Origin of the sequence: Kineococcus xinjiangensis, assembly GCF_002934625.1 — a bacterium.
Lineage (GTDB): Bacteria > Actinomycetota > Actinomycetes > Actinomycetales > Kineococcaceae > Kineococcus_A > Kineococcus_A xinjiangensis.
This window is the reverse complement of sequence record NZ_PTJD01000013.1, coordinates 21,079-43,081: the sequence shown is the minus strand read 5'-3', so window position 1 is coordinate 43,081 and position 22,003 is coordinate 21,079. Positions and strand designations below refer to the sequence as shown.

At 76.4% G+C, this 22,003-nt stretch carries 22 protein-coding genes; 9 read left to right on the top strand and 13 right to left on the bottom strand.

All coding sequences use genetic code 11. From position 1 onward, the window contains the following. Nucleotides 1-80: 80 nt before the first annotated feature. From hutI to hutH, 5 genes are read right to left on the bottom strand one after another with little or no spacing between them, the layout of a single operon-like run. Entirely contained in the window at nt 81-1,265 is a 1,185-nt protein-coding gene (gene hutI / locus CLV92_RS16290) for an imidazolonepropionase (protein WP_104434440.1), read from the bottom strand. Next, a complete protein-coding gene (locus CLV92_RS16285; protein ID WP_104434438.1) occupies nt 1,262-2,635 on the bottom strand; it encodes a formimidoylglutamate deiminase in 1,374 nt (457 codons plus the stop codon). Before CLV92_RS16285 ends, hutI begins: the two co-directional genes overlap by 4 nt. Before the next feature lie 2 nt (nt 2,636-2,637). After that, the gene (locus CLV92_RS16280) at nt 2,638-3,915 is read right to left on the bottom strand and encodes an allantoate amidohydrolase (protein ID WP_104434436.1); all 1,278 of its coding nucleotides are present in this window, start codon (nt 3,913-3,915) and stop codon (nt 2,638-2,640) included. Further along, nucleotides 3,912-5,579, bottom strand: a complete 1,668-nt coding sequence (gene hutU, locus CLV92_RS16275; protein ID WP_104434434.1) for a urocanate hydratase — start codon at nt 5,577-5,579, stop codon at nt 3,912-3,914. The genes CLV92_RS16280 and hutU overlap by 4 nt, the downstream gene beginning before the upstream one ends. A gap of 43 nt (nt 5,580-5,622) precedes the next feature. Beyond that, complete coding sequence (gene hutH, locus CLV92_RS16270) at nt 5,623-7,200, bottom strand: histidine ammonia-lyase (RefSeq protein WP_104434432.1); 1,578 nt, start codon at nt 7,198-7,200, stop codon at nt 5,623-5,625. 96 nt (nt 7,201-7,296) lie between these two features. Between hutH and CLV92_RS16265 the strand changes: the two genes are divergently transcribed. Then, nucleotides 7,297-8,073: an IclR family transcriptional regulator gene (locus tag CLV92_RS16265; protein ID WP_104434430.1), complete on the top strand. Its 777-nt coding sequence runs from the start codon at nt 7,297-7,299 to the stop codon at nt 8,071-8,073. A gap of 29 nt (nt 8,074-8,102) precedes the next feature. Here CLV92_RS16265 and CLV92_RS16260 read toward each other — a convergent pair whose 3' ends face one another. Continuing rightward, entirely contained in the window at nt 8,103-9,464 is a 1,362-nt protein-coding gene (locus tag CLV92_RS16260; protein ID WP_104434428.1) for a DUF2254 domain-containing protein, read from the bottom strand. Nucleotides 9,465-9,698: 234 nt separating this feature from the next. Here CLV92_RS16260 and CLV92_RS16255 point away from each other — a divergent pair, with 234 nt between their 5' ends. After that, a complete protein-coding gene (locus CLV92_RS16255) occupies nt 9,699-10,091 on the top strand; it encodes an ATP-binding protein (protein ID WP_104434426.1) in 393 nt (130 codons plus the stop codon). Between the two features lie 33 nt (nt 10,092-10,124). Here CLV92_RS16255 and CLV92_RS16250 read toward each other — a convergent pair whose 3' ends face one another. Beyond that, nucleotides 10,125-11,321 (bottom strand): MFS transporter, encoded by a 1,197-nt coding sequence (locus tag CLV92_RS16250; RefSeq protein ID WP_104434592.1) that lies wholly within the window; start codon nt 11,319-11,321, stop codon nt 10,125-10,127. 127 nt (nt 11,322-11,448) lie between these two features. Between CLV92_RS16250 and CLV92_RS16245 the strand changes: the two genes are divergently transcribed. The 3 genes from CLV92_RS16245 (at nt 11,449) to CLV92_RS16235 (ending at nt 14,248) form a co-directional block, all read left to right on the top strand. Beyond that, nucleotides 11,449-11,985, top strand: coding sequence for a DUF1990 domain-containing protein (locus tag CLV92_RS16245; protein WP_211291191.1), 537 nt, complete (start codon nt 11,449-11,451; stop codon nt 11,983-11,985). 146 nt (nt 11,986-12,131) lie between these two features. Further along, nucleotides 12,132-13,736 carry a methyl-accepting chemotaxis protein gene (locus CLV92_RS22935; RefSeq protein WP_104434422.1) on the top strand — a complete coding sequence of 535 codons (1,605 nt, stop codon included), beginning with the start codon at nt 12,132-12,134 and terminating at the stop codon, nt 13,734-13,736. A 53-nt stretch (nt 13,737-13,789) separates the two neighbouring features. Then, nucleotides 13,790-14,248 (top strand): PaaI family thioesterase, encoded by a 459-nt coding sequence (locus CLV92_RS16235; RefSeq protein WP_211291190.1) that lies wholly within the window; start codon nt 13,790-13,792, stop codon nt 14,246-14,248. Between the two features lie 49 nt (nt 14,249-14,297). Here CLV92_RS16235 and CLV92_RS16230 read toward each other — a convergent pair whose 3' ends face one another. Further along, complete coding sequence (locus CLV92_RS16230; protein ID WP_104434420.1) at nt 14,298-15,302, bottom strand: Gfo/Idh/MocA family protein; 1,005 nt, start codon at nt 15,300-15,302, stop codon at nt 14,298-14,300. A gap of 81 nt (nt 15,303-15,383) precedes the next feature. Continuing rightward, nucleotides 15,384-15,974 carry an AMIN-like domain-containing (lipo)protein gene (locus tag CLV92_RS22540; RefSeq protein ID WP_104434418.1) on the bottom strand — a complete coding sequence of 197 codons (591 nt, stop codon included), beginning with the start codon at nt 15,972-15,974 and terminating at the stop codon, nt 15,384-15,386. Between the two features lie 221 nt (nt 15,975-16,195). Between CLV92_RS22540 and CLV92_RS22535 the strand changes: the two genes are divergently transcribed. Beyond that, a complete protein-coding gene (locus CLV92_RS22535) occupies nt 16,196-17,221 on the top strand; it encodes a LacI family DNA-binding transcriptional regulator (protein WP_104434416.1) in 1,026 nt (341 codons plus the stop codon). A gap of 24 nt (nt 17,222-17,245) precedes the next feature. Here the strand turns inward: CLV92_RS22535 and CLV92_RS16215 are convergent, their stop codons facing one another. Then, nucleotides 17,246-17,794: a PadR family transcriptional regulator gene (locus CLV92_RS16215; RefSeq protein WP_146099594.1), complete on the bottom strand. Its 549-nt coding sequence runs from the start codon at nt 17,792-17,794 to the stop codon at nt 17,246-17,248. Between the two features lie 38 nt (nt 17,795-17,832). On the opposite strand from CLV92_RS16215, the gene CLV92_RS16210 reads away from it, so the two are divergent. After that, nucleotides 17,833-18,246 carry a hypothetical protein gene (locus CLV92_RS16210; protein WP_104434412.1) on the top strand — a complete coding sequence of 138 codons (414 nt, stop codon included), beginning with the start codon at nt 17,833-17,835 and terminating at the stop codon, nt 18,244-18,246. A gap of 272 nt (nt 18,247-18,518) precedes the next feature. Beyond that, entirely contained in the window at nt 18,519-20,240 is a 1,722-nt protein-coding gene (locus tag CLV92_RS16205) for a diguanylate cyclase domain-containing protein (protein WP_146099593.1), read from the top strand. Between the two features lie 19 nt (nt 20,241-20,259). On the opposite strand, the gene CLV92_RS16200 is transcribed toward CLV92_RS16205, so the two are convergent. From CLV92_RS16200 to CLV92_RS16190, 3 genes are all read right to left on the bottom strand, one after another. Continuing rightward, the gene (locus CLV92_RS16200; RefSeq protein WP_245886893.1) at nt 20,260-20,697 is read right to left on the bottom strand and encodes a hypothetical protein; all 438 of its coding nucleotides are present in this window, start codon (nt 20,695-20,697) and stop codon (nt 20,260-20,262) included. Then, the gene (locus tag CLV92_RS16195; protein WP_146099592.1) at nt 20,679-21,041 is read right to left on the bottom strand and encodes a hypothetical protein; all 363 of its coding nucleotides are present in this window, start codon (nt 21,039-21,041) and stop codon (nt 20,679-20,681) included. The genes CLV92_RS16200 and CLV92_RS16195 overlap by 19 nt, the downstream gene beginning before the upstream one ends. A gap of 89 nt (nt 21,042-21,130) precedes the next feature. After that, nucleotides 21,131-21,562, bottom strand: a complete 432-nt coding sequence (locus tag CLV92_RS16190) for a GNAT family N-acetyltransferase (protein WP_104434405.1) — start codon at nt 21,560-21,562, stop codon at nt 21,131-21,133. A 145-nt stretch (nt 21,563-21,707) separates the two neighbouring features. Between CLV92_RS16190 and CLV92_RS16185 the strand changes: the two genes are divergently transcribed. Next, nucleotides 21,708-21,941 (top strand): helix-hairpin-helix domain-containing protein, encoded by a 234-nt coding sequence (locus CLV92_RS16185; protein ID WP_104434404.1) that lies wholly within the window; start codon nt 21,708-21,710, stop codon nt 21,939-21,941. Nucleotides 21,942-22,003 lie beyond the last annotated feature (62 nt).

The following is a 22,003-nucleotide window of genomic DNA, read 5'->3' as shown; positions in this document are numbered from 1 at the left end:
ACCACCCGGACGGGCATCGGAGGGAACGGGCCGGTGAAGCGTCACCGGCCCGTTCCCGCAGCCGGGACCGCCCGGTCGCCTCACCGGCGCAGGAGCTCCCCACCCAGGTAGGTGCCGGCCACCAGCGGAACGCCCGGACGGTAGCTGAGGTGCAGGTGGCTGGGCGCGGCGAGGACGACGAGGTCGGCCCGCGCGCCCACCGCCAGGTGCCCGACGTCGTCGCGGCGCAGCGCCCGCGCCCCGCCCCACGTCACCGCCCGCAGCGCCTCCGCCGGCGACATCCGCATCTCCCGCACCGCCAACGCCAGGCAGAACGGGATCGACGAGGTGAAGCAGGAACCGGGGTTGCAGTCGCTGGCCACCGCGACCTCCACCCCCGCGTCCAGCAGGCGCCGGGCCGGCGGATAGGGCGAGCGGGTGGAGAACTCCACCCCCGGCAGCAGCGTCGCCACCGTCGAACTCCCCGCCAGCGCCTCGACGTCGGCGTCGTCGAGGTGCGTGCAGTGGTCGACGCTCGCAGCGCCCAGTTCGCACGCCAGCCGCACCCCCGGGCCGGGACCGAGCTGGTTGCCGTGCACGCGCAGGCCGAGGCCGGCGTCGCGGCCCGCGGTGAGGATCGCGCGGCTCGCATCGCCGTCGAACGCACCGCGCTCGCAGAACACGTCGATCCAGCGGGCGTGCGGGGCGCAGGCGCGCAGCATCTCGCCCGTCACCAGGTCCACGTAGCCGGCGGGGTCGTCGGCGAACTCCGCCGGGACCACGTGCGCGCCGAGGAACGTCGTCTCCGGGGTGCGCTCCGCGGCGATGCGCAGGGCGCGGGCCTCGTCGGCGACGGTGAGCCCGTAGCCGGACTTCACCTCCACCGTCGTGGTGCCCTGGGCGTGCACCTCCCGCAGGAACCCGTCCAGGCGAGCGCGCAGCACGTCGTCGGTGGCGGCACGGGTCGCGGCCACCGTGGAGCGGATCCCGCCGGCCTCGTAGCGCTGCCCGCGCATCCGGCTGGCGAACTCCGCCGACCGGTCACCGGCGAAGACGAGGTGGGCGTGGCTGTCGACGAACCCGGGCACCACGGCGGCACCGCCGAGGTCGCGCCGGGAGTCCGCGGCGGGTGCCGCCGCGGCGGGCCCCGTCCAGGCCACGCGACCGCCGTCGACGAGGAGCGCGGCGTCGTGCAGGACGCCGAGGTCCTCTCCGCGGGTCCGGGCGCCGTGGGCGGGGTCGAGGGTGGTGAGCTCGCCGATCCCGGTGAGCAGCAGGGAACTCATCGCGTGGCCTCCCGGGCGTTCGCGTGCAGGTCGGTGATCGCCCCGGCGAGCAGGCCGCCGACGTCGCCGAGGACGTGGCGCCCACCCTCCACCAGCACCCGGCCGGCGACGACGACGGTGTGCACGTCCGCGGCGGTGGCGGCGAGGAGCACCTGCTCCGGCAGGGCCCCCGCGGTGCGCGGGGAACCCGTGGCGACGGCGACGAGGTCGCAGGCCGCGCCGGCCGCGATGCGCCCCGCCTCCGGCCAGCCGATCGCCGCGTGCCCGGCGGACGTCATGGCGGTGAGCAGTTCCGCCGGGGTGAAGCTGCCGCGCCGGTGCGTGGCGAGCCGTTCGTGCAGCTCCACCCCGCGGGCCTCCTCGAAGGGGTCGACGACGGCGTGCTGGTCGGTGCCGACGCACAGGGGGCTGCCGGCGTCGGCGAGGCGGCGCCCCGGCCCGAGGCCGTCGGCGAGGTCCCGTTCCGTCGTCGGGCACAGGCAGATGGCCGTGCGGGTCGCACCGAGCAGGTCGACGTCGGCGTCGGTGAGGTGGGTGGCGTGCACGGCCGTGGTGGTGGGCCCCAGCACCCCCGCATCGGCCAGCACCCGCGTCGGCGTGCGGCCGTAGTGCGCGAGGCAGGCGGAGTTCTCCGCCGGCTGCTCGGAGAGGTGGACGTGCAGGGGCCGCCCCGCGGCGGCCGCCACCACCACCGGCAGCGCCTCCGCCGGAACCGCGCGCACCGAGTGCACCGCGACCCCCGTCCGGAACCCGTCGTCCCCGGGCAGCTCCGCGCGCAGGCCGGCCACCCGCTCCGCCCACGCCGCCGCGGAGGCGTCGGTGAACCTGCGCTGCCGCCGCGACGGAGCGGAGAACCCGTCCTCGGTGAGGCCGCCGGTGAGGTAGCAGACGTCGAGGAGGGTCAGCCGGATGCCGGCGGAGCGCGCCGCCGAGCGCAGGGCGTGCGCCATCGCGTTCGTGCCCCCCTCGGAACGCGGGTGCGGGGAACCGTCGGGGCGGTGGTGGACGTAGTGGAACTCGCCCACGCTGGAGAAGCCCGCGAGGACCATCTCGGCGAACACCGCCGTCGCGAGCCGCTCGTAGCGCTGCGGGTCCAGCGCGCCGGCCGCCGCGTACATCGCCTCCCGCCACGTCCAGAACGAGCCCCCCGCCTGCTCCCCGGCGTGGGTGCGACCCCGCAGGGCGCGGTGGAAGGCGTGGCTGTGCGCGTTCGCCGCCGCGGGCAGCACGAGGCCGGGCAGGCGCTGCGCCGCGGGGGTCGGCGGAGTTCCCGGCAGGACCTCGGTGAGGACGCCGCCGGTGCTGCGCAGCAGGACGTCGCGCGCCACCCCCGACGGCAGCCACGCCGACTCCGCCCAGAACTCCCGCACGCTCACCCCTCCCCCAGCAGGTCGGCCAGCACCGCGGTCAGCGCCCGCACCCCGTGCAGGCAGTCGGCCTCCTCCGCGTGCTCCGCCGGGGAGTGCGACGTGCCCGTGGGGTTGCGCACGAACAGCATCGCGGTCGGCACGTGGGGGCTGAGGATCCCCGCGTCGTGCCCCGCCTGCGTGGGCAGGACCGGCACGGTTCCGTCGGCGGCGAGCAGCTCCGCCCCGGCCCCCGCCACCGCCGCCCGCACCCGCGCGGTGAGGGCGCCGTCGAAGCCGACGGCACCGGAGACGGACTCGGGCACCAGCGCGACGTCCGTCCCCTCCCGGGCGGAGCGCTCGGCCACGTCCTGCCGCACGCCCTCCACGAGCGCGGCGAGGGTGGTCTCGTCCTCCGCGCGGGCGTCCAGCCACGCCTGCACCCGCGACGGCACCGCGTTCGTGCCGCCGGGCTCCACCCGCACCCGCCCGAACGTCGCCCGCGCCCCCAGCGCCGCGGCGCGGGAGCGGGCGGCGAGCACCGCGACGGCGTAGGCCAGCATCGGGTCGCGCCGGTCCGCCAGCAGGGTCGTACCCGCGTGGTCGGCGGCACCGTCGAGGTCCAGGCGGTAGCGGCCGTGCGGCCAGATGCCGCTGCCGACCGCCACCGGCCCCCCGAGGTCGGCCAGGGCGCGGCCCTGCTCCACGTGCAGCTCCACGTAGCAGCCGATGCGGCGCAGCGCCTCCCCGTCGCGGCCCAGGTGGCGCACGTCCACCCCGGACGCGGCCGCGGCCTCCGCGAGGGTGGTGCCGGCGTCGTCGCGCAGGGCCCGGGCCCGGTCCGGGGCCAGCTCCCCCGTGAGCAGCCGCGACCCCGCGCACGCCACCCCGAAGCGGGCGCCCTCCTCGTCGGCGAACGCGGCGATCCCCAGCGGGCGCGCGGGGACGAACCCCTCCTCCCGCAACGCATCGAGCGCGGCGAACGCGGTGACGATCCCCAGCGGGCCGTCGAACGCCCCGCCGTCGGGCACGGAGTCCAGGTGGGAGCCCGTCACCACGCCGGGCCCGCCGCCCGGTCCGCTGCCGTCGGGGTCGCCCCACCATGCGGTGAGGTTGCCCGCCCGGTCCGCCACGACGTCGAGGCCGCGCTCCGCCGCGGCGGCGGCGAACCACTCCCGGCAGGTGGCGTCGGCGGCGGTCCAGGCGAACCGGCGGTAGCCGCCCGTCCCCGCGTGCCGCCCGACCGGCTCCAGCTCGGACCACTGCCGCCGGAACGTGGCCGCGCCGGCGCGCGAGGGGCTCACTGCGGCTGACCGCCCTCCAGCATCGGGACCCGGACCCCCCGCTCGGCGGCGACCTCCTCGGCGCGGGGGTAGCCGGCGTCGACGTGCCGGATGACGCCCGTGCCGGGGTCGTTGGTGAGGACCCGCTCCAGCTTCGCCGCGGCCAGTTCCGTGCCGTCGGCCACCGTGACCTGCCCGGCGTGGATCGAACGGCCGATGCCGACGCCTCCGCCGTGGTGCAGCGACACCCACGTCGCACCGGAGGCCGTGTTCAGCAGCGCGTTGAGCAGCGGCCAGTCCGCGATGGCGTCGGAACCGTCGGCCATGGCCTCGGTCTCCCGGTACGGGGAGGCGACGCTGCCAGAGTCGAGGTGGTCGCGGCCGATGACGACGGGCGCCTGCACCGCCCCGGAGGCCACCAGCTCGTTGAACCGCTGCCCCGCGCGGGCCCGCTCGCCGTAGCCGAGCCAGCAGATGCGTGCGGGCAGGCCCTGGAACGCGACCCGCTCCTGCGCGGCCTTGATCCAGCGGTGCAGCTTCTCGTCGTCGGGGAACTCCCGCAGCACCGCCTCGTCGGTGGCGCGGATGTCCGCGGGGTCCCCGGACAGCGCCGCCCACCGGAACGGGCCCTTGCCCTCGCAGAACAGCGGCCGGATGTAGGCGGGCACGAACCCGGGGAAGTCGAACGCCCGGGAGTACCCGGCGAGCTGCGCCTCCCCGCGGATGGAGTTGCCGTAGTCGAACACCTCCGCGCCCGCGTCGAGGAACCCGACCATCGCCTCGACGTGCTTGGCCATGGCGGCGCGGGAGCGGGCGGTGAAGTCCTCCGGGTCCTTGGCGGCCCGCTCGTGCCAGTCCGCCACGGAGATGCCCTCCGGCAGGTACGACAGGGGGTCGTGGGCGCTGGTCTGGTCGGTGACGACGTCGACGGGGACCCCGCGGCGCAGCAGTTCCGGGAAGACGGTGGCGGCGTTGCCGACGAGACCGACGGACAGCGGCCGCCGCTCCGCCTTCGCGGCCAGCACGCGCTGCACGGCGTCGTCGAGGTCGTCGGTCCACTCGTCGAGGTAGCGGTGCTCCACGCGCCGGCGCAGCCGGGTGGCGTCGACGTCGACCACCAGGCAGGCGCCCTCGTTGAGCGTGACGGCCAGCGGCTGCGCCCCGCCCATGCCGCCGCAGCCCCCAGTCAGCGTCAGCGTCCCCGCCAGCGTCCCGCCGAAGCGCTTCTCCGCGACGGCCGCGAACGTCTCGTACGTGCCCTGCAGGATCCCCTGGGTGCCGATGTAGATCCACGACCCGGCGGTCATCTGCCCGTACATCGTGAGGCCCTGCTGCTCCAGGCGGCGGAACTCCGGCCACGTCGCCCAGTCGCCGACGAGGTTGGAGTTCGCGATGAGCACCCGCGGAGCCCACTCGTGGGTGCGGAACACCCCGACCGGGCGGCCGGACTGCACGAGCAGCGTTTCGTCGCCCTCCAGCGCGGTGAGGCTGCGCACGATGGCGTCGTAGCTGCGCCAGTCGCGGGCCGCGCGGCCGGTGCCGCCGTAGACGACGAGGTCGTCGGGGCGCTCCGCTACCTCGGGGTCGAGGTTGTTCATCAGCATCCGCAGCGGCGCCTCGGTCTGCCAGCTGCGGGCGGTGAGGGTGGTGCCGCGCGGGGCGCGCACGGGGCGGGCGCCGTCCATGGGGTTCCTCCGGTCCAGCGGGTCGATGGGGGGTTCGTGCAGGTCAGTCGAGGGGGCCGGCGGCGGACTCCGCGGCGGTCAGCAGCGCACCGGAGCGGGCCAGCTCCACGGCGGCCTCGATCTCCGGCGACAGGTGCCGGTCGGGGCCGGGGCCGGCGACGTGCTCGCGCAGCGCGTCGCGCACCGCGGCCGTCGCGGGGCCCGGCCGCAGCGGCGCGCGCAGGTCCAGGCCGCGGGCGGCGGTGAGGACCTCGATCGCCAGCACCCGCGTCAGCCCGTCGATGCTGCGGCGCAGCTTCCGGGCGGCGGACCAGCCCATGGAGACGTGGTCCTCCTGCATCGCCGAGGACGGGATGGAGTCCACGCTCGCCGGTGCCGCGAGGCGCTTGAGCTCCGAGACGACCGCCGCCTGCGTGTACTGGGCGATCATGTGCCCGGAGTCCACGCCGGGGTCGTCGGCGAGGAACGGCGGCAGGCCGTGGTTGCGGGCCTTGTCGAGGAACCGGTCGGTGCGTCGCTCCGAGATGGAGGCCACGTCCGCCGCGGCGATCGCGAGGAAGTCCAGGACGTAGGCGACCGGTGCGCCGTGGAAGTTGCCGTTGGAGGAGACGCGCCCGTCGAGGGTGACGACCGGGTTGTCGATGGTGCTGGCGAGCTCGCGGGCGGCGACGGTGCGGGCGTGCTCCACGGTGTCGCGGGCGGCGCCGGCGACCTGCGGGGCGCAGCGCAGCGAGTAGGCGTCCTGCACGATGTGGCAGCCGGGCCCGGAGTGGCTGGCCACGATCTCCGAGCCGGCGAGCAGCCGGGTGAGGTTGCTCGCGGAGGCGGCCTGCCCGGGGTGGGGGCGCAGCGCGTGCAGGTCCGCGGCGAACACCGCGGGGGTTCCGAGCAGCCCCTCCACGCTCATCGCGGCGGCCACGTCGGCGAGCTTCAGCAGCGCGTCGAGGTCCGCGCAGGCGAGGACGAGCTGGCCGAGCATCCCGTCGGTGCCGTTGATGAGGGCCAGGCCCTCCTTCTCCGCCAGCTGCACCGGCTCGATCCCGGCCGCGGCCAGCGCCTCGGCGGCGGGCAGGAGGGTGCCCTCCGCGTCGCGCACCGCCCCCTCCCCCATCACCGCGAGGGCGACGTGCGCGAGCGGCGCGAGGTCGCCGGAGCAGCCGAGGCTGCCGTGCTCGTGGACGACGGGGGTGATGCCGGCGGACAGCAGCGCGGCATAGGCGGCAGCGGTCTGCGGCCGCACCCCGGTCCTGCCGGAGGCGAGGGTCGCCAGGCGCAGCAGCACCATCGCCCGCACGACCTCGCGCTCGACCTCCGGGCCGGAGCCGGCGGCGTGGGAGCGCACGAGGCTGCGCTGGAGCTGGGCGCGCTTCTCGACGGGGATGTGGCGGGTGGCCAGCGCCCCGAACCCGGTGGACACCCCGTAGACGGGGCGGTCGGCGGCGGCGAGGGCGTCGATCCGGGCACGGGTGGCGGTCATCGCCTCCACCGCCTCGGGGGACAGCCGGACCTGCGCGCCGTGCCGCGCCACCCGCACGACGTCCGCCGCGCTCACGCCGCCGGTGCCCACGACGACGGGGACGGAGGTGGGTGCGGCGGCGGCGGTGAGGGTCGTTTCGGCCATGGCTCCAGCACACACCCGCGCCGGGCCGCGGGGCAGGCCGCAGCGGGGGTTACCGTCTCAGGTGCGAGACGTCGACGGGGGCTGCGGGGAGGCGGGATGCCGGGTCAGGTGCCGGCGGCGCGGGCCGCCCTGGCGGTGCTGCGGCTGCTGTCCCAGCACGGCGGCCCTGTGACGGCCGCCTCCCTGGCCCGCGACCTCGGGCTGCCCCGCTCCAGCACGTACCACCTGCTGGCCGCCATGGTGGAGGAGGGTTTCGTCGTGCACCTGCCCGAGGAGCGCCGCTACGCCCTCGGGGTCGCGGCCTTCGAGGTCGGCTCGGCGTTCTCCTACCGGGAACCCCTGGCGCGGCTGGGCAGGCCCCTGCTGGACCGGCTCGTGGACCGCACCGGGGAGAGCGCGCACCTGGCCGTCCTGCACGGGCGCGACACGTACTACGTCGTCGAGGAGCGCGCCCGGCGGCGCCCCTCCCTCGTCACCGACGTCGGGGTGCGCCTGCCCGCCCACCTCACGGCGAGCGGCCGGGCGATGCTCGCCGCGATGCCGGCCGCGCAGGTGCGGGCGCTGTTCCCCGACCGCGGCGCCTTCACCACCCGGCACGGGACGGGCCCCGCCTCCCCCGCGGAGCTGCGGGCGGTGCTCGCCCGCGCCCGTCGCACCGGCTGGGCGGAGGAGGACGGCGACGTGACGCCGGGCCTGTCGTCGGTGGCCTCCGCCGTCCTCGACCCCAACGGCCACCCCGTCGCCAGCATCGCCGTCACGTTCACCACGCCCGGGCCCGGGAGCGAGCCGGGGGCCCGGGCCGCGCACCTGGCGGCGGAGACCCGTCGCGCGGCCGCGGAACTCTCCCGCCGGCTCGGCGGGCGCCCCCGCTGAGCCAGCGGGCCCGGCGAGCGCCCCGTGCCTCAGGTCCCCGAGGGCGGCCAGTCCCCGGCCAGCGCGACCTCCACGTCCCGCGACGTCCCCAGCAGGCGGGTGCGGTCCACGTCGTCGAACTCCCCGTCGACCACCACCTGGCGGGTGCGCTCCAGCTGCTCGCGCACGCAGCGGCGCCGGTCCTCCCCGTCCGTGCACCAGGCCACCTCGCGCAGCAGGATCAGCAGCCGCTCCAGCACCGCCGGTTCCGAGGCGCCGTAGCGGCGGGTCTGCGCGACGGCCAGCTCCAGCAGGTCCGCGTAGGAGTAGCGGCGCAGCACCACCCGCACCCTGCCCTCCTCGTCGCACAGGCGGTCGTCCACGAGCGGACGGTTCCCCAGCCGGCACATCAGGGAGGACAGGTGGGTGAGGGCGTGCACCGCGGTGGTCGGGTCGTTGATGCCCGGGGAGAGCGCCTTGGCGGCCACGTCCACGAGCTGCCGCACACCGAAGGCGAGGTCCTGCGGGGCCGTGCGCTCCGCCCCCACCGTGACCGCCGCGCGCACCCGCTTCGCCAGTCCCACGACGTCCAGCGCCCCGTCGTCCTCCAGCGGCAGGGCGAAGGCCAGCGGAACTCCCGCCACCACCGGGTCACCGGGGCGGCGGTCGACGAGGACCACCGCGTCCAGGTCCACGGCGGCCTCGAGCAGCTTCCCGCCGTTGACGGCGACCAGGAACCCCGACGAGTCCGCGGCGATCCGCTGGCCACGGCCCACCTCCTCCACCCAGGGCGGCAGCGGCGCGGGCTGGTCCCCCGCGTCGGGGACCGTCTCGGCGATGGTCTCCTCGGTCTCCCGGCGCACCGTCTCCAGCACCGTCTCGATGCGGATCTGGCGGGCCAGGTGGCCGAGGAAGAAGACGAGGGCGAGGACGCTCAGCAGGGCCAGCACGACCGCGACGGTCGTGGAGATCTGCGGGACGAACCCCGGGCCCTGGCTGGTGGCGGAGCGCACCGTGCGCAGCACCGTGAGGGAGAACGCGAACGTCGCCAGGAACAGCCCCAGCGTCCCCTGCACGACGTGGTCGCGCGCGAAGGTCCGCAGCAGGCGGGGCGAGAACTGGCTGCTGGCCAGCTGGAGGGTGACGACGGTGAGGGAGAACGTCAGGGACGTCACCGTGATGAGGGAACCCGCGATGGCGGACAGCACCGAGCGCGCCGCCTCCGGCCCCCCGCTGAACAGCCAGGCGGAGACGAGCTCCGACAGCCCCGCGTCGATCGCCCGGTCGAGCTGCGGCAGCCCCACGCCCGCGATGACGGACACGAGCACGCATGCGGTGGGCAACGGCCACAGCTTCGTGCGCCACGCGTCGGCCGCGATCGCCAGGCGGCCGGTGCGGGTGGCCCCTTCCATCTGCTCCTCCGTCCCGGCACCGGGCGTGGGCGGCGGACGGGCGGCGACCCGTCCGCAGGCTCCGGTGCGTCGTGGGCAGCGAACCGCCTGCGCCGGGTCCCCGCAACGCCAGGCCACCGCAACGCCAGGCCACCGCACGGCACCACGACGGTCCGAGTGGTTCACTGGGGTCACCCCAGCCAGACGTGAGGAAGAGGCGGCGCCGCCGGCGCCCGGACCGGAGGTCGAGGGCCCGTGCTGCAGGTGGTCCTGCCTCCCCAGCCGCGCTCCGTGGCCGTGGCGCGATGGCTGCTCACCGAGTGGTGCGCGCCCTGGGTGGCGAGGGGGGACCTGGACTCCGACACGGTCGAGCGCGCGGAGCTGCTCGTCTCCGAGGTCGTGACGAACGGCATCGTGCACGGTTCCGGCCTGGTGCGGGTGGCGGCACGGATCCGGCCGGGCTTCCTGCACGTCGAGGTCGCCGACGAGGGCGGCGGGATGCCGCTCGTCGCAGCGCAGCGCAGCGACGCGGAGCACGGCCGCGGCATGGCCATGGTGGAACTGCTCAGCTCCCGCTGGGGGACGGAGCTGGGGGTCGGCCCCCTCGGCAAGACCGTCTGGTTCGAGCTGCGCCCCGAACCGGCCTGAGGCTCTCCGGGCGGGCCACCGGCGGGACGCGCATCAGGCCTCCTGCAGGGTGCGGGGGCGGCCCGCCGCCCAACCCACCCCGGCCTGCGCGAACGTGACGACGGCGAGGACACCCAGCGGAACCGCCCAGCCCCCCGTCGCGCCGTGCAGGGCGCCCACCAGCACCGGCCCGGCGGCGGCGAAGAGGTAGCCGACGGCCTGGGCCATCCCGGAGAGGGCAGCCGACTGGGAGGCGTTCACCGCGCGGGCGCTGAGGAACGACAGCGCCAGGACGACCGTGGCGCCCATGCCGAGACCCAGCACGACGCTCCACAGCGTCGCCGCAGCCGGCACGAGCACCAGCCCCGCGAAGCCCACCGCCGTGAGCACGGAGGCGACGGCCGCCGCGGCCGCGTCGTGGTGGTGGCTGCGCAGCAGCAGCGGCAGGGCGGCGCTGGCGGCGATGCCCGCGGCCTGCATGAGGAACAGCTGCCAGCCCGCGGCCGCGGCGTCGAGGCCGGCGATGTCGCGCAGGGCCGTCGGCAGCCAGGCGAGGGCGACGTAGAAGCCCACCGACTGCAGGCCCATGAAGGCGCTGACGTGCCAGGCGAGCCCCGAACGCCACGGCATCCGCGCCCGCGGCGCCTCGACCGCCTGCTCCTGCGGCTGGCCCCTGCGCAGCAGCACCGCCCACACCGCCAGGGCCACCAGGGCGGGCAGCGCCCACACCGCGAGCGCGGTCCGCCACCCACCGGGTGCGGCGTCGGCCAGCGGCACCGCCGTTCCCGAGGAGATGGCCCCGGTCAGGCCCATCAGCACCACGTAGCCACCGGTCATGGCGGTCACCCGCGCGGGGAACTCCAGCCGCAGCACCGCGGGCAGCAGCACGTTCGCCACGGCGATCGAGACACCGACGAGGGCGGTGCCGGCGAAGAGCGCGGCCACGGCGGCACCCCCGCTGCCCGGCAGCCAGCGCAGCCCCGCGCCCACCACCATCAGGACCAGGGCGCCGAGCAGGGTGGGTCGCGCCCCCCAGCGGTGGGAGACCGACGGCACGACGGCCGAGGCACCGGCGAACGCCAGCAGCGGCAGCGCGGTGAGCAGCCCCGCGGCGGTGGAGGTCAGGCCGAGCTCGTCGGTGATCCGCGGCAGGACGGGGCCGACGCCGGTGATCGGCGCGCGCATGACGACGGCGACGAGGACGAGCCCTGCCAGCAGGAGGGCCAGGGAGCGGGAGTGCGGGGACTTCATCAGCATGGTCTCCCCATGGTCGCCCACTCCCGGCGGTGCTCCGTGCCGCGCGTGCCGGGCGCTCCACCCGGACGGCGCCCGCGGGGCACGGCACGATGGTGGGCGTGACGACCTCGGGTGCGCGGGGGTGAGCCGGCGGCGGCTGGCCGACCTGACGCCGAACTACTCCCCGGTGGGGGCGACGCGACCGGCGGACGGGCACTGGACGCAGGCGCCGCCGGGGTTCCGCAGGTACGAGCGGAGCGTCCTCCTCGGCAGCGGGCGGGAGCGGTGGGCCGCGGCCGCCTCGGCGGTGCTCGCCTGGGAGGTGAAGACCCGCAGCGGCTTCACCGTCGTCCCGGGTCCCGGCGGGCGGGTCGAGGCGGGGGCGAGGCACTGGCTCGTGGCCTCGCTCGGCCCGATCTCCCTGCGGGAGCCGGTGCTCGTCGTGGCCGTGGTGGACGAGCCCGACCGGTGCGGCTTCTCCTACGGCACGCTCGAGGGCCACCCGGTCTCCGGGGAGGAGGCGTTCATCGTGCACCGCGCGCCCGACGGAGGGGTGTGGCTCACCCTGCGCTCCCTCACCCGCCCGGGCCGCGGTGCCTGGCGGGCGGCGTTCCCGCTGGTGCTGGTCGCGCAGCGCTGGTACCGGCGCCGCTACCGGCGGGCGCTGCGCGGAGGCTGAGGGCACGGACGCCGACCGCTCCGCCGGGCCTGCCAACCGCGAGCCCGCCGCATCGGAACCGTTCCAATGAGCCTTGAGCGGTCAAGTGGGCGCCCCGGGCACCGATGGAAGGGTGTCAACCCCCCCTCGTCCCGGGAGCCCCCTCCATGCAACGCAACGCCCTCGTCGGCTGGATCGCCGACCGCCGCGTCGGCACGAAGATCGTGGCCGCGATCGCGGTGGCCTGCGCAGCCGCCCTGACGGTGGGGCTGGTCGGGCTCACCTCGCTGGCAGGGCTGAAGGACCGGGCACAGCGCATCTACGCCGACGGCCTCGTCGCCGTCGACGTGCTCGGTGCTGCGGAGACCGCCCTGTACGACGGGCGCGGGCTGCTCCTCGACCACGCCATCTCCCTCGACGAGCCGGCCATGAAGGCGACCGAGCAGCAGCTCGCCGCCAGCGACGCCGCCTTCGACGAGGCGTTCGCCGCCTACACGGCCACCGACATGACGGGGCGCGAGGAGGCCGTCGCCCGCCTGGAGGAGGCCGTCGCGGAGATCCGCCGGGTCCGCGACGAGGAGTTCCTGCCCGCCAGCCGCGCCAACGACCTCGACGCCGTGCGGGCGGTGCGCGACGCGGAGTTCCTGCCCGCCATGCAGGCCGCCTCGAAGGCCACCGAGGACCTGATGGTGATCGAGCGCAGCGCCGGCGCGCAGCTCGCCGCCGAGGCCCAGGAGACGTACGAGTCCGCCCGCACCACCACCCTGGTGGTCCTGGCCGCCGGCATCCTCGCCGCCGTGGCCCTCGGCCTGTTCATGGCCCGCCTCATCACCGTCCCCCTCGCCCAGGCGGTGCGCGGCCTGCGGGCGCTGGAGCAGCGGGACCTCACCGTGACCGTCGGCATCACCAGCAAGGACGAGATCGGGCAGATGGCCCAGGCCCTCGACGCCGCGGTCACGGGCCTGCGCACCACCATGAACGGGCTGGCGGAGAACGCCCTGTCCCTGGCCGGCGCCTCCCAGGAGCTGTCCGCCGTCAGCACCCAGCTCGGCGCCGGCGCCCAGGAGTCCTCCGAGCGCGCGACCAGCGCCTCCGCCGCCGCCGAGCAGGTCAACGCCGGCGTGCAGACCCTGTCCGCCAGCTCGGAGGAGATGGGCATCTCCATCCAGGAGATCGCCTCCAGCGCCGGGCGCGCCGCCGGGGTCGCCCAGCACGCCAAGTCCGTCGCCGAGGGGACCACCGGGCAGGTGGAGGCGCTGGGGCGGGCCACCTCCGAGATCAGCACGGTCGTCGCGCTCATCACCTCCATCGCCGAGCAGACCAACCTCCTCGCCCTCAACGCCACCATCGAGGCCGCCCGCGCCGGGGACGCGGGCAAGGGCTTCGCCGTGGTCGCGTCGGAGGTGAAGGAGCTCGCGCAGCAGACCGGCCGGGCGACCGAGGACATCACCGCCCGGATCGCCGCCCTGCAGGCTTCGAGCACGCAGGTGGCCGACGCCATCCGGGACATCCACGACGTCATCACCCAGGTGGACAGCTACTCCCTCACCATCGCCAGCGCGGTGGAGGAGCAGAGCGCCACCACCACGGAGATGAGCCGCCACATCGACGACGCGGCCGGCGGCAGCGCGGACATCGCGCGCACCGTCTCGGGCGTCGCCCAGGTCGCGGAGTCCACCGCAGAGGCGGCCAGGGCCACCAACGACGCGGCGGGCGACCTCGCCCGGCTGGCCTCCGACCTCAGCGGCGTCGTGGGCACGTTCCGGTACTGACCGCGCCACCCCGGGCGGGGTCCACCGCCCGGGGTGTCTGCGACGATGCGGCCGTGACGGAGATGGTCGCGCGCAACCCCCGCTACGGGGACGTGGTCCGGTCGTCGTTCGCCCGGCAGGGGCTGATGGCGCACCTCGGCGCGGAGCTGACGCAGGTCGAGCCGGGCTCGGTCGAGGTGCGGGTGCGGTCCCGCCCGGAACTGACCCAGCAGCACGGGTTCCTGCACGCCGGGGTGACCACCTCGGTCGTCGACAGCGCCTGCGGCTGCGCGGCGCTGTCGCTGATGCCCGCGGGTTCGGAGGTGGTCTCCGTCGAGTTCAAGATCAACCTGCTCGCACCGGCGCGGGGTCACGAACTCGTCGCACGCGGCCGCGTCCTGCGCGCCGGGCGGACCATCACGGTGTGCCAGGGCGACGCGTACGCGCTCACCGACGAGGGCGAGGTGCACTGCGCCACGATGACGGCGACGATGTTCCGCGTCGAGGCGCCGGAGCCGGACGGCGCGGCGTGATCCCGCCCGCGGTCCACGCCGGGCCGGCGGAGCGCGGGCGGGGGCCGGTTCACCCGGCCCGCAGCCGGACGGGGGCCCCCTTCTCCAGCGACTCCTGCGCGGCGTCGGCCACCACGGAGGCGGCGACGGCGTCCTCGGGGGTGCACAGGTCCTCTCCCCCGGTTCCGCGGACCAGGGCGACGAACGCGGCGACCTCGGCCCGGTAGGCGTCGGCGAAGCGCTCCGCGAAGGTCGCGTGCGGCGCGCCGGCGGGGAACGCCACGCCCGCCTCGGCGGAGCGGAGGGCGCTGTGCTCGTCCAGCCCCGCCACGAGGGTCCCCCGGGAACCCTGGACCTCCAGGCGCACGTCGTGCCCCGCGCCGTTGTAGCGGGAGGCCGCGACGGAGGCGAGGGTTCCGTCGTCGAGGATGAGCAGGGCGAGGGCGGTGTCGACGTCGCCCACCTCCCCGATCGCCGGGTCGCCGTTGTTGCTGCCGCGGGCGCAGACCTCGACGACCTCGCGGCCCGTCAGCCAGCGGATCGCGTCGAAGTCGTGGACGCTGCAGTCGCGGAAGATGCCGCCGGAGGTGGCGAGGAACTCCACGGGCGGCGGGGCCTGGTCGCAGGTGAGGGCGCGGAGGTTGTGGATCCAGCCCAGTTCCCCGGCGCGCAGGGCGCGGCGGACCTCCTGGTAGCCGCGGTCGAAACGGCGCTGGTGGCCGACCCGCACGGTGCCGCCCCGGGCGGCGATGTGCTCCAGGAGCGGCCGGGAACGGGCCGCGTCGGGCGCGAGCGGCTTCTCGCACAGGACGGGGACGCCGGCGTCCACCCCCGCGCGGACGAGCTCGGGGTGGGCGGGGGTCCCGGCGGCGACGAGCAGGCCGTCGAGACCGGAGCGCAGCATGGCGTCGACGTCGGCGAGGACCCGCGCCCCGACCTCCGCGGCGGCGGCGCGGGCCCGGGCGGGGTCGGCGTCGGCCAGGACCACCTCGACCCCGTCGAGCCGCGCCGCGTGCCGGGCGTGCATCACGCCGATGCGCCCGACCCCCGCGATCCCGATCCGCACGTCCGCCACTCCGGCCCCCGTCCCGCGCTCCGTTGGACCGGTCCATGGACTACGGTGCCGCGGCCCCGCCGTCCGGTCAAGCGCGGGACGTCACCAGCGGTGCGCGACGTCCACGACGAGGCGGGATCCGTCGCCCGGCCCGTCCAGGATCCACACCCGGTACGGCAGCCGTGCGCGCACACCCAGACCCAGAGTGGTGTACCCCTCGAAGCTGGAACCCCACGCGACCTGGCGGAGGGTGCGGTAGCCGGCCACGGGAACCACCTCGTCGGTCCGCGCCGGGTCGTACGTCGGCCACCCGGCGTCGTCGTAGGCCGGGACGGTCACGATCACCTGCAGCTGGGCGCCGCCGCGCAGCGGGACGATCTCACCCGAGCCCATCTTCCGGAACTCCGGGACGTAGCGCGCGAAGTATCCGGGGGTCTTGCCCTCGACGTCGATCACCAGCCGGTCGAAGCACGCGTGCCGCCCGCTGCGGACGCCTGCGACGTGGCCCCGCGGGACCGACGGGGAGAACTGCTCCTCCTGCTGCGACCCCCACACCTGACCGCAGTCCGGCGCAGCCGCCGCGGGCGCCGCCGGAAGGCCCGCCGCCACCACCGCCAGCACAGCGGCGGGCACCCACCGCCGAGGACGGACGGACGGCCCGACGAGACGTCGAACCGCTGCACGGACGTTCATGGCGACCTCCCAGTGCGCTTCACAGCGCCGTTGCGGTGCACTTCCCACGATCATCCTCCCGGGGCCGGGTGCTCGCCACCGGTCGGCCGACGGCGCAGGTGGCGGGCCCGCGCCCGGCCGGCCCCGTTGACGCGGGGGGCCTCGCGCAGCAGAGTGCGATCGTGATCGCCGGACCCTCCGGCAGGAGGCCGCCGTCCGGCGGGCCACCAGGAAGGACCGCGGTGCCCGAGCAGACCACCCCTCCGACGCGCCCGCCGACCATCCGCAGCGTCGCCGCCCGCGCCGGGGTGTCGAAGTCGCTGGTGTCGCTGGTGCTGCAGGGCTCCCCGCGCGTCAGCGAGGAGCGGCGGCAGGCGGTGCTGCGCGCGGTGGAGGAACTCGGCTACCGCCCGGACCCGGCGGCCCGCAGCCTCGCGGAGCGCCGTTCCCGCACCGTCGGCGTCGTCCTGGAGGACCTGCGCAACCCGTGGTTCGTCGAACTCCTCGACGGCGTGCGCCCACTGCTGCGGGAGAACGGGCTGCGCCCGCTGCTGGGCGACGCCCGCACCGAACCCGAACTGCTGCAGACGCTCGCGGACCTGCGCGTGGACGGCATCCTCATCGTGGGGACGCTGCCCGAACTCGCCGCCGGGACGGCCGCCGAAACCCTGACCAGGTACGTCCCCACCGTGGTCGCGGGGGCACGGGAACCGCTCCTGCCCGGCGTCGACGTCGTGGCCAACGACGACGAGGCCGGCATGGGACTGGCGGTGCGCCACCTGCTCGACCTGGGCCACCGCCACGTCGCCCACGTCGCGGGCAGCGGCCTCGTCGGGGAACTTCGCCGACGGACCTGCGTCGCGGGGATCGCCGCCGGCGGCGGGACCTGCGCGGTGGAGCAGGCGGACATGACCGAGGAGGGCGGCCACCGGGCGGGACTGCGCCTGCTGGGCGCCCCGGACCCGCCGACGGCGGTGCTGGCCGTCAACGACACCTCGGCCATCGGGATCCTCTCCGCCGCAGCGGAACTGCGCCTTCGGGTCCCCGAGGACGTCTCGGTCGTCGGGTACGACAACTCCAGCCTGGCCCGACTGCGCCCGCTGTCCCTCACGAGCGTCGACGCCGCCGTGGAGGAGGTGGGGCGGCGGGCGGCCACCCACCTGCTGCAGCGCATCGGCGGGGAGGCAGGGCCGGCCCGCACCGAGCTCGTGCCACCGAGCCTGGTGGTGCGGGGCTCCACGGCACCACCGCGGGCGCCCGGGCACTGACGCCGCCGGCCCCGCGCCGCGGGCTCACCCCGGAGCGCCCTCCCCGTCGAGGAGGTCCATCGCCTCGCGCGCCCAGTCCGCGCGGGCCCGCGCGCCGTGCAGGCCGGCCAGGAGGGTGAGGAGCCGGAACCTGCCCTGGGTCGCGACGTCGGGCGCCCGCTCGATCTCGGCGCGCAGCACCTCGTAGCGCGCGCAGGCGGTTTCGGCCTGCGCCAGCGCTTCGGCGAGCCAGTCGCGGAGGCGGTCCGGTTCGACGTGGTGGCCGAAGAAGACGCGCAGCAGGAGGGGGTCGCGGGGTGCGGGCTGCTGGAACGGCTCGGCCAGCAGTTCGCGAAGGCGCCGCCGGCCGGCCGCGGTGATGCGGAAGAGGTTGCCGGGCCCGGCGGAAGCGGCGTCCCGCGCGACCAGGCCCTCGCGCTCCAGGCCGGCGAGGGCGGGGTAGATCTGCCCGAAGCTCTCGTGCCAGAAGTGCCCGAGGGTCTCGACGATCTCGGTGCGCAGGCGGTAGCCCGTCATGGGTTCGACGGAGAGGGCACCGAGCACGGCCAGTTGCGTCTGCGAGGTTCTAGCCACTCCTTGAGCATATCTGCCAGATACTTTATCTTCCAGATATGTCCCTTCGGCACGTCAACATCCCCCGCCCCAGTCCGCCGACCGCCGTGGCCACCGCCCTCACCGTCGGCGTGGCGGCGTTCCAGATCGCCCTCGCGTCGGGCGCACCCTGGGGTGCCGCCGCCTGGGGAGGGACGAACCCGGGCACGCTCCCGCCGGGACTGCGGGCGGCAAGCGCGGGCTCGGCGCTCGTCTACGCGGGCCTCGCGGTGACGCTCGCCTCCGGCCTCGTCCCCGGCGCCCGCCGGCGCCGCATCCTGACGGTCGCCGCCGGCGCGATGGTCCTCGGCACGGTCCTCAACCTCGCCTCCCCCTCGGGCGTCGAGCGCGCGCTCTGGACCCCCGTGGCCGCCGCCCTGGCCGCCTCCCTCTGGCTCGCCAGGGCCGACGCCGACCTCACCCACCGCCCCTGACGGGCCCCCGCCGGCCCGGACGGCCCCGCCTCGCGCCTCCGCGACCGGCCAGCGGAGACGCGGCGGGGGGCTTGCTCTCTCCGGGTGAGCGAGGCACCCTTCAGCAGCGAAGCAACTCAGGTTGCGGCCGTGGCCGCCGATCCTCGGAGGAGCCGCGAGCACTGCCGAGGACGGCCGGGAACCGAGACGCACCGCAGTGCCGGGGGGACGGAGCAGCGCATGGACGAGACCACGCCCGGGGGACGTCCGCCCCGCCCCGCCCCGGGACGCCCGTGAGCGGGGGACTGCGCCTGGCACTCACCTTCGTCCGGCCGCGGCTGGAGGAACCCGTCCGCGACTGCGCGGAACGGCAGGCCACCGCCCTGCGCAACCTGCACGAGCTCGCGGTGGGCATCAGCGCGCACCGCGACCTGGGCCTGGCGCTGCAGGCGGTCTCCGAGGCGGCGCGGGAACTGGGTTTCGGCGTGGCCGTCGTCAACCTCGTGCGCGACGACGGCGACCTGGAGGTCGTCGCCGTCGCGGGTGACGAGGAGGCCCGCGAGGCCCTGTGGGGCAAGGTCAGCGCCCGCGCGTCCTGGGACGAGCTGCTCGCGGCCGGGGACGAGCTGCACGGCACGGTGTTCCTCGACCACGCCACCGTGACGTGGCCCGAGGAGCAGGCGATGGCCGCCTGGATCCCCGAGGCGGGCAGCAGCGACGACGACCCCGACGCGTTCCACCCCGAGGACGCGCTGTTCGTCCCGATGCTGACCGCCGACGGGGAGCTGCTGGGCACCCTGAGCGTGGACCTGCCGACCGACGGCCGGCGCCCCGGCGCGCAGACGCGGGAGCTGCTCGGCATGTTCGGCAGCCACGCGGCGCTGGCCATCGACCACGCCCGGCTGCTGCGCGACCTGAAGGCGGAGCAGGCGGAGCAGCAGGTGCTGGTGCGCCGGCTGCAGGCCCTCCTGGAGCTGTCGAGGCAGCTCGCGGCGACGTCGGAGCGCGGCCAGGTGATCCGGGTCACCGCGCAGGCGCTGGCCGAGGTGGTCGGCTGCGACCAGGGGGCCGTGCTCCTGTGGGACGACGACCGTTCGTCCCTGCGCAGCACCGCCGTGGAACCCGCGGCGGGCCCCGTCCTCAGCGCCCACCTGGACGCCGCCGACTGCCCCGAGGCCCGCCGGCTCGCCGGCAGGGGCGACCCGATCCGCCTGAACGCCACGACCGCCAGCCCACCGGTCCGGCGGCTGCTCGGCGCGTGGGGCGCCACCGAGGCCCTCGCGATCCCCCTGGGCGGCTGCGACCTCCCGGCGGGCGCGCTCATCGCCGGCTGGCGCGAGGGCGGGACGCTCGACCGGGGCAGCGCCGACACCGTGGCCCGGCTGCGCGCGCTCGCGGACCAGGCGTCGACGGCACTGGCCAACGCGCAGCTGGTCGACGCCGTGCGCCACCAGTCGCTGCACGACACGCTCACGGGCCTGGCCAACCGCCGGCTCATCGCCGAACGGCTGCAGGAGCTGCTCGACGCCTGCTCCCCGCAGGACGGCGTGGCGGTGGTCTACTGCGACCTCGACGGCTTCAAGGCGGTCAACGACACCTTCGGCCACGGCGCCGGGGACGAGCTGCTGCGCGCCGCGACGAGCCGGCTGCTGACGAGCGTGCGGACCGGCGACGTCGTCGGCCGGCTGGGGGGCGACGAGTTCGTGGTCCTCCTCCCCGATGCGCACGACGAGGACGAGGTCGCCGGGACCGCCCAGCGCATCGCGGCGCGCTTCGAGCGGCCCTTCCACGTCGAGGGCACCGCGGTGCACGTGCCGACCAGCGTCGGCGTGGCCGTCCACCGGGGGTGCGGGGGCGACCCGGACGTCCTGATGCGCCACGCGGACGCCGCCATGTACCTCGCGAAGCGGTCGGGGTGCGCGGGGCGCTCGCGGGTCGTGCAGGCGCCCACGAGCCACGGGCCCGCGGTGACCGGAGCACCCGTCGCCCTGAGCGCGGCGGCCCTCGACGACTGACGGGCCGCCGGCGGGGTCCTCACCCGACGGCGGCGCGCTCCCGGCGCAGCCAGACCAGGCCCAGCACCGGCAGGACCAGCGGGATGAACAGGTATCCCTGCCCGTACACCGACCACACGGTGGAGTCGGGGAACGCCGCCCGGTCCGCGAGGCTGAGCGTCCCCACGACGAGCACCCCCGCCAGCTCCACGCTGCACGCCGCCCACGCCACCGCGCGCCAGCGGCCGCCCCGGCGCGCCAGGCCGAGGGTGGCGAGGACGTAGACGAGCGCCGCGAACGCCGACAGCAGGTACGCCACCGGCGCCTCGCCGAAGCGGGTCGCGATCTGCACGGCCGCCCGCGACGTGGCCGCCACCGCGAACAGGGCGTACAGCGCCACGAGGACCCGGCCGAGCCCGCGCAGGTCCCGCAGGCGGTCGTCGCCCGGCACCGGCGCGCTCACTGCTGCACCTGCCACAGCAGCAGCATCCGGTAGGCGACGACGGCCAGGCCGAGGCAGGCGACGGTGAGCACGAGCGGGCTGTAGCGGGAGCGGTCGGCCAGGCTCCACAGGGCCGCCGCGGGCAGCAGGAACGGCGCCAGCACCAGGTAGGCGACGGCGGTGGCCGTCTCGACGGGGCGCGTGCCGTCCAGGGCGTCGACGGCGAGGACGACGACGAGCACGAGCAGGGTGACCTCCACGACGGCGAGCCCCACCAGCGAGGCGGTGCCGACCCGGCGGGCACGGGCGGCGGCCAGACCCGTCCAGGCGGCCATCACGAGGGCCAGGGCGCTCACCGCGGCCACCAGCGCACTCGTCACGGGCGCACTCTAGGACGGCGCCGAGGAGGAGCGCGTGGCCGGGCGCGACGGAGCCGGCGGCCGGTGGTGGCCGCCGGTGCTGGTTGCCGTCACCCGAGCCGCAGGGCCATGCCGACGGACGCGGGGGCGGTGTCGGTGAAGCCGTGGCGGGCGTAGAGCCGACGTCCGGGCGGGTCGGCGAGGAGGTTGACGTAGGCCCCTGCCGGCGCGTGGGCGCGGATGTGCTCCAGCAGGGTGGTCAGGACCGCGTCGCCGAGGCCGCGGCGCTGGTGCTCGGGCAGCACCGCCATGTCCACGACGTGGAAGCACCACCCGCCGTCCCCGAGCACCCGGCCCATGGCGACCGTCTCGCCGGTGGCGATGTGCACGACGTGGTGGGCGAGCCAGCTGCCGGGCAGCGCCGCAGCGGCCTGCTCCGGTGTCCGCGGGGTCAGGCCGGCCCGCCGCCGCAGTCGCAGGTAGTCCTCCACGCCCGGGGCGGTGGGGACCAGGCGGTAGCCCTGGGGCGGTTCGAGAGGCACCGGCCCATCGTCCACGGCGGGAGGCGGGGCCGAGGAGACGGTCGGCGGGAGGGCCTGCGCAGCGGACGGAGGGCCCCGCCGCCGATGAGGACCGCGCGCCGGGGGAGTCCGCCCGGAGACCGACCCACCTCACGCGGGAGTCCTGATGCCCGATCCGTCCGTCCCCGACACCTCGACCTCCGACACCTCGGCCCTGCCCGCCCGCATCGGCCGTCCGGCGCTGCGGGCGCTGGCCGCTGCGGGGGTGACCTCCCTGCCCGGTCTCGCCCGTCTGCGGGAGGCCGACCTGCTGCAGATGCACGGCGTGGGACCGCGAGCGCTGTCACTCCTCAGGGAGGCTCTGGCCCGGGAGGGGCTCGCGCTGCGCCCCGACCGTTGAGGAAGTGCGTCGGTGTGGTGCTCGGACCAGGGAGACGGTCCGCGCTGCCCCTCGGAGGGCGT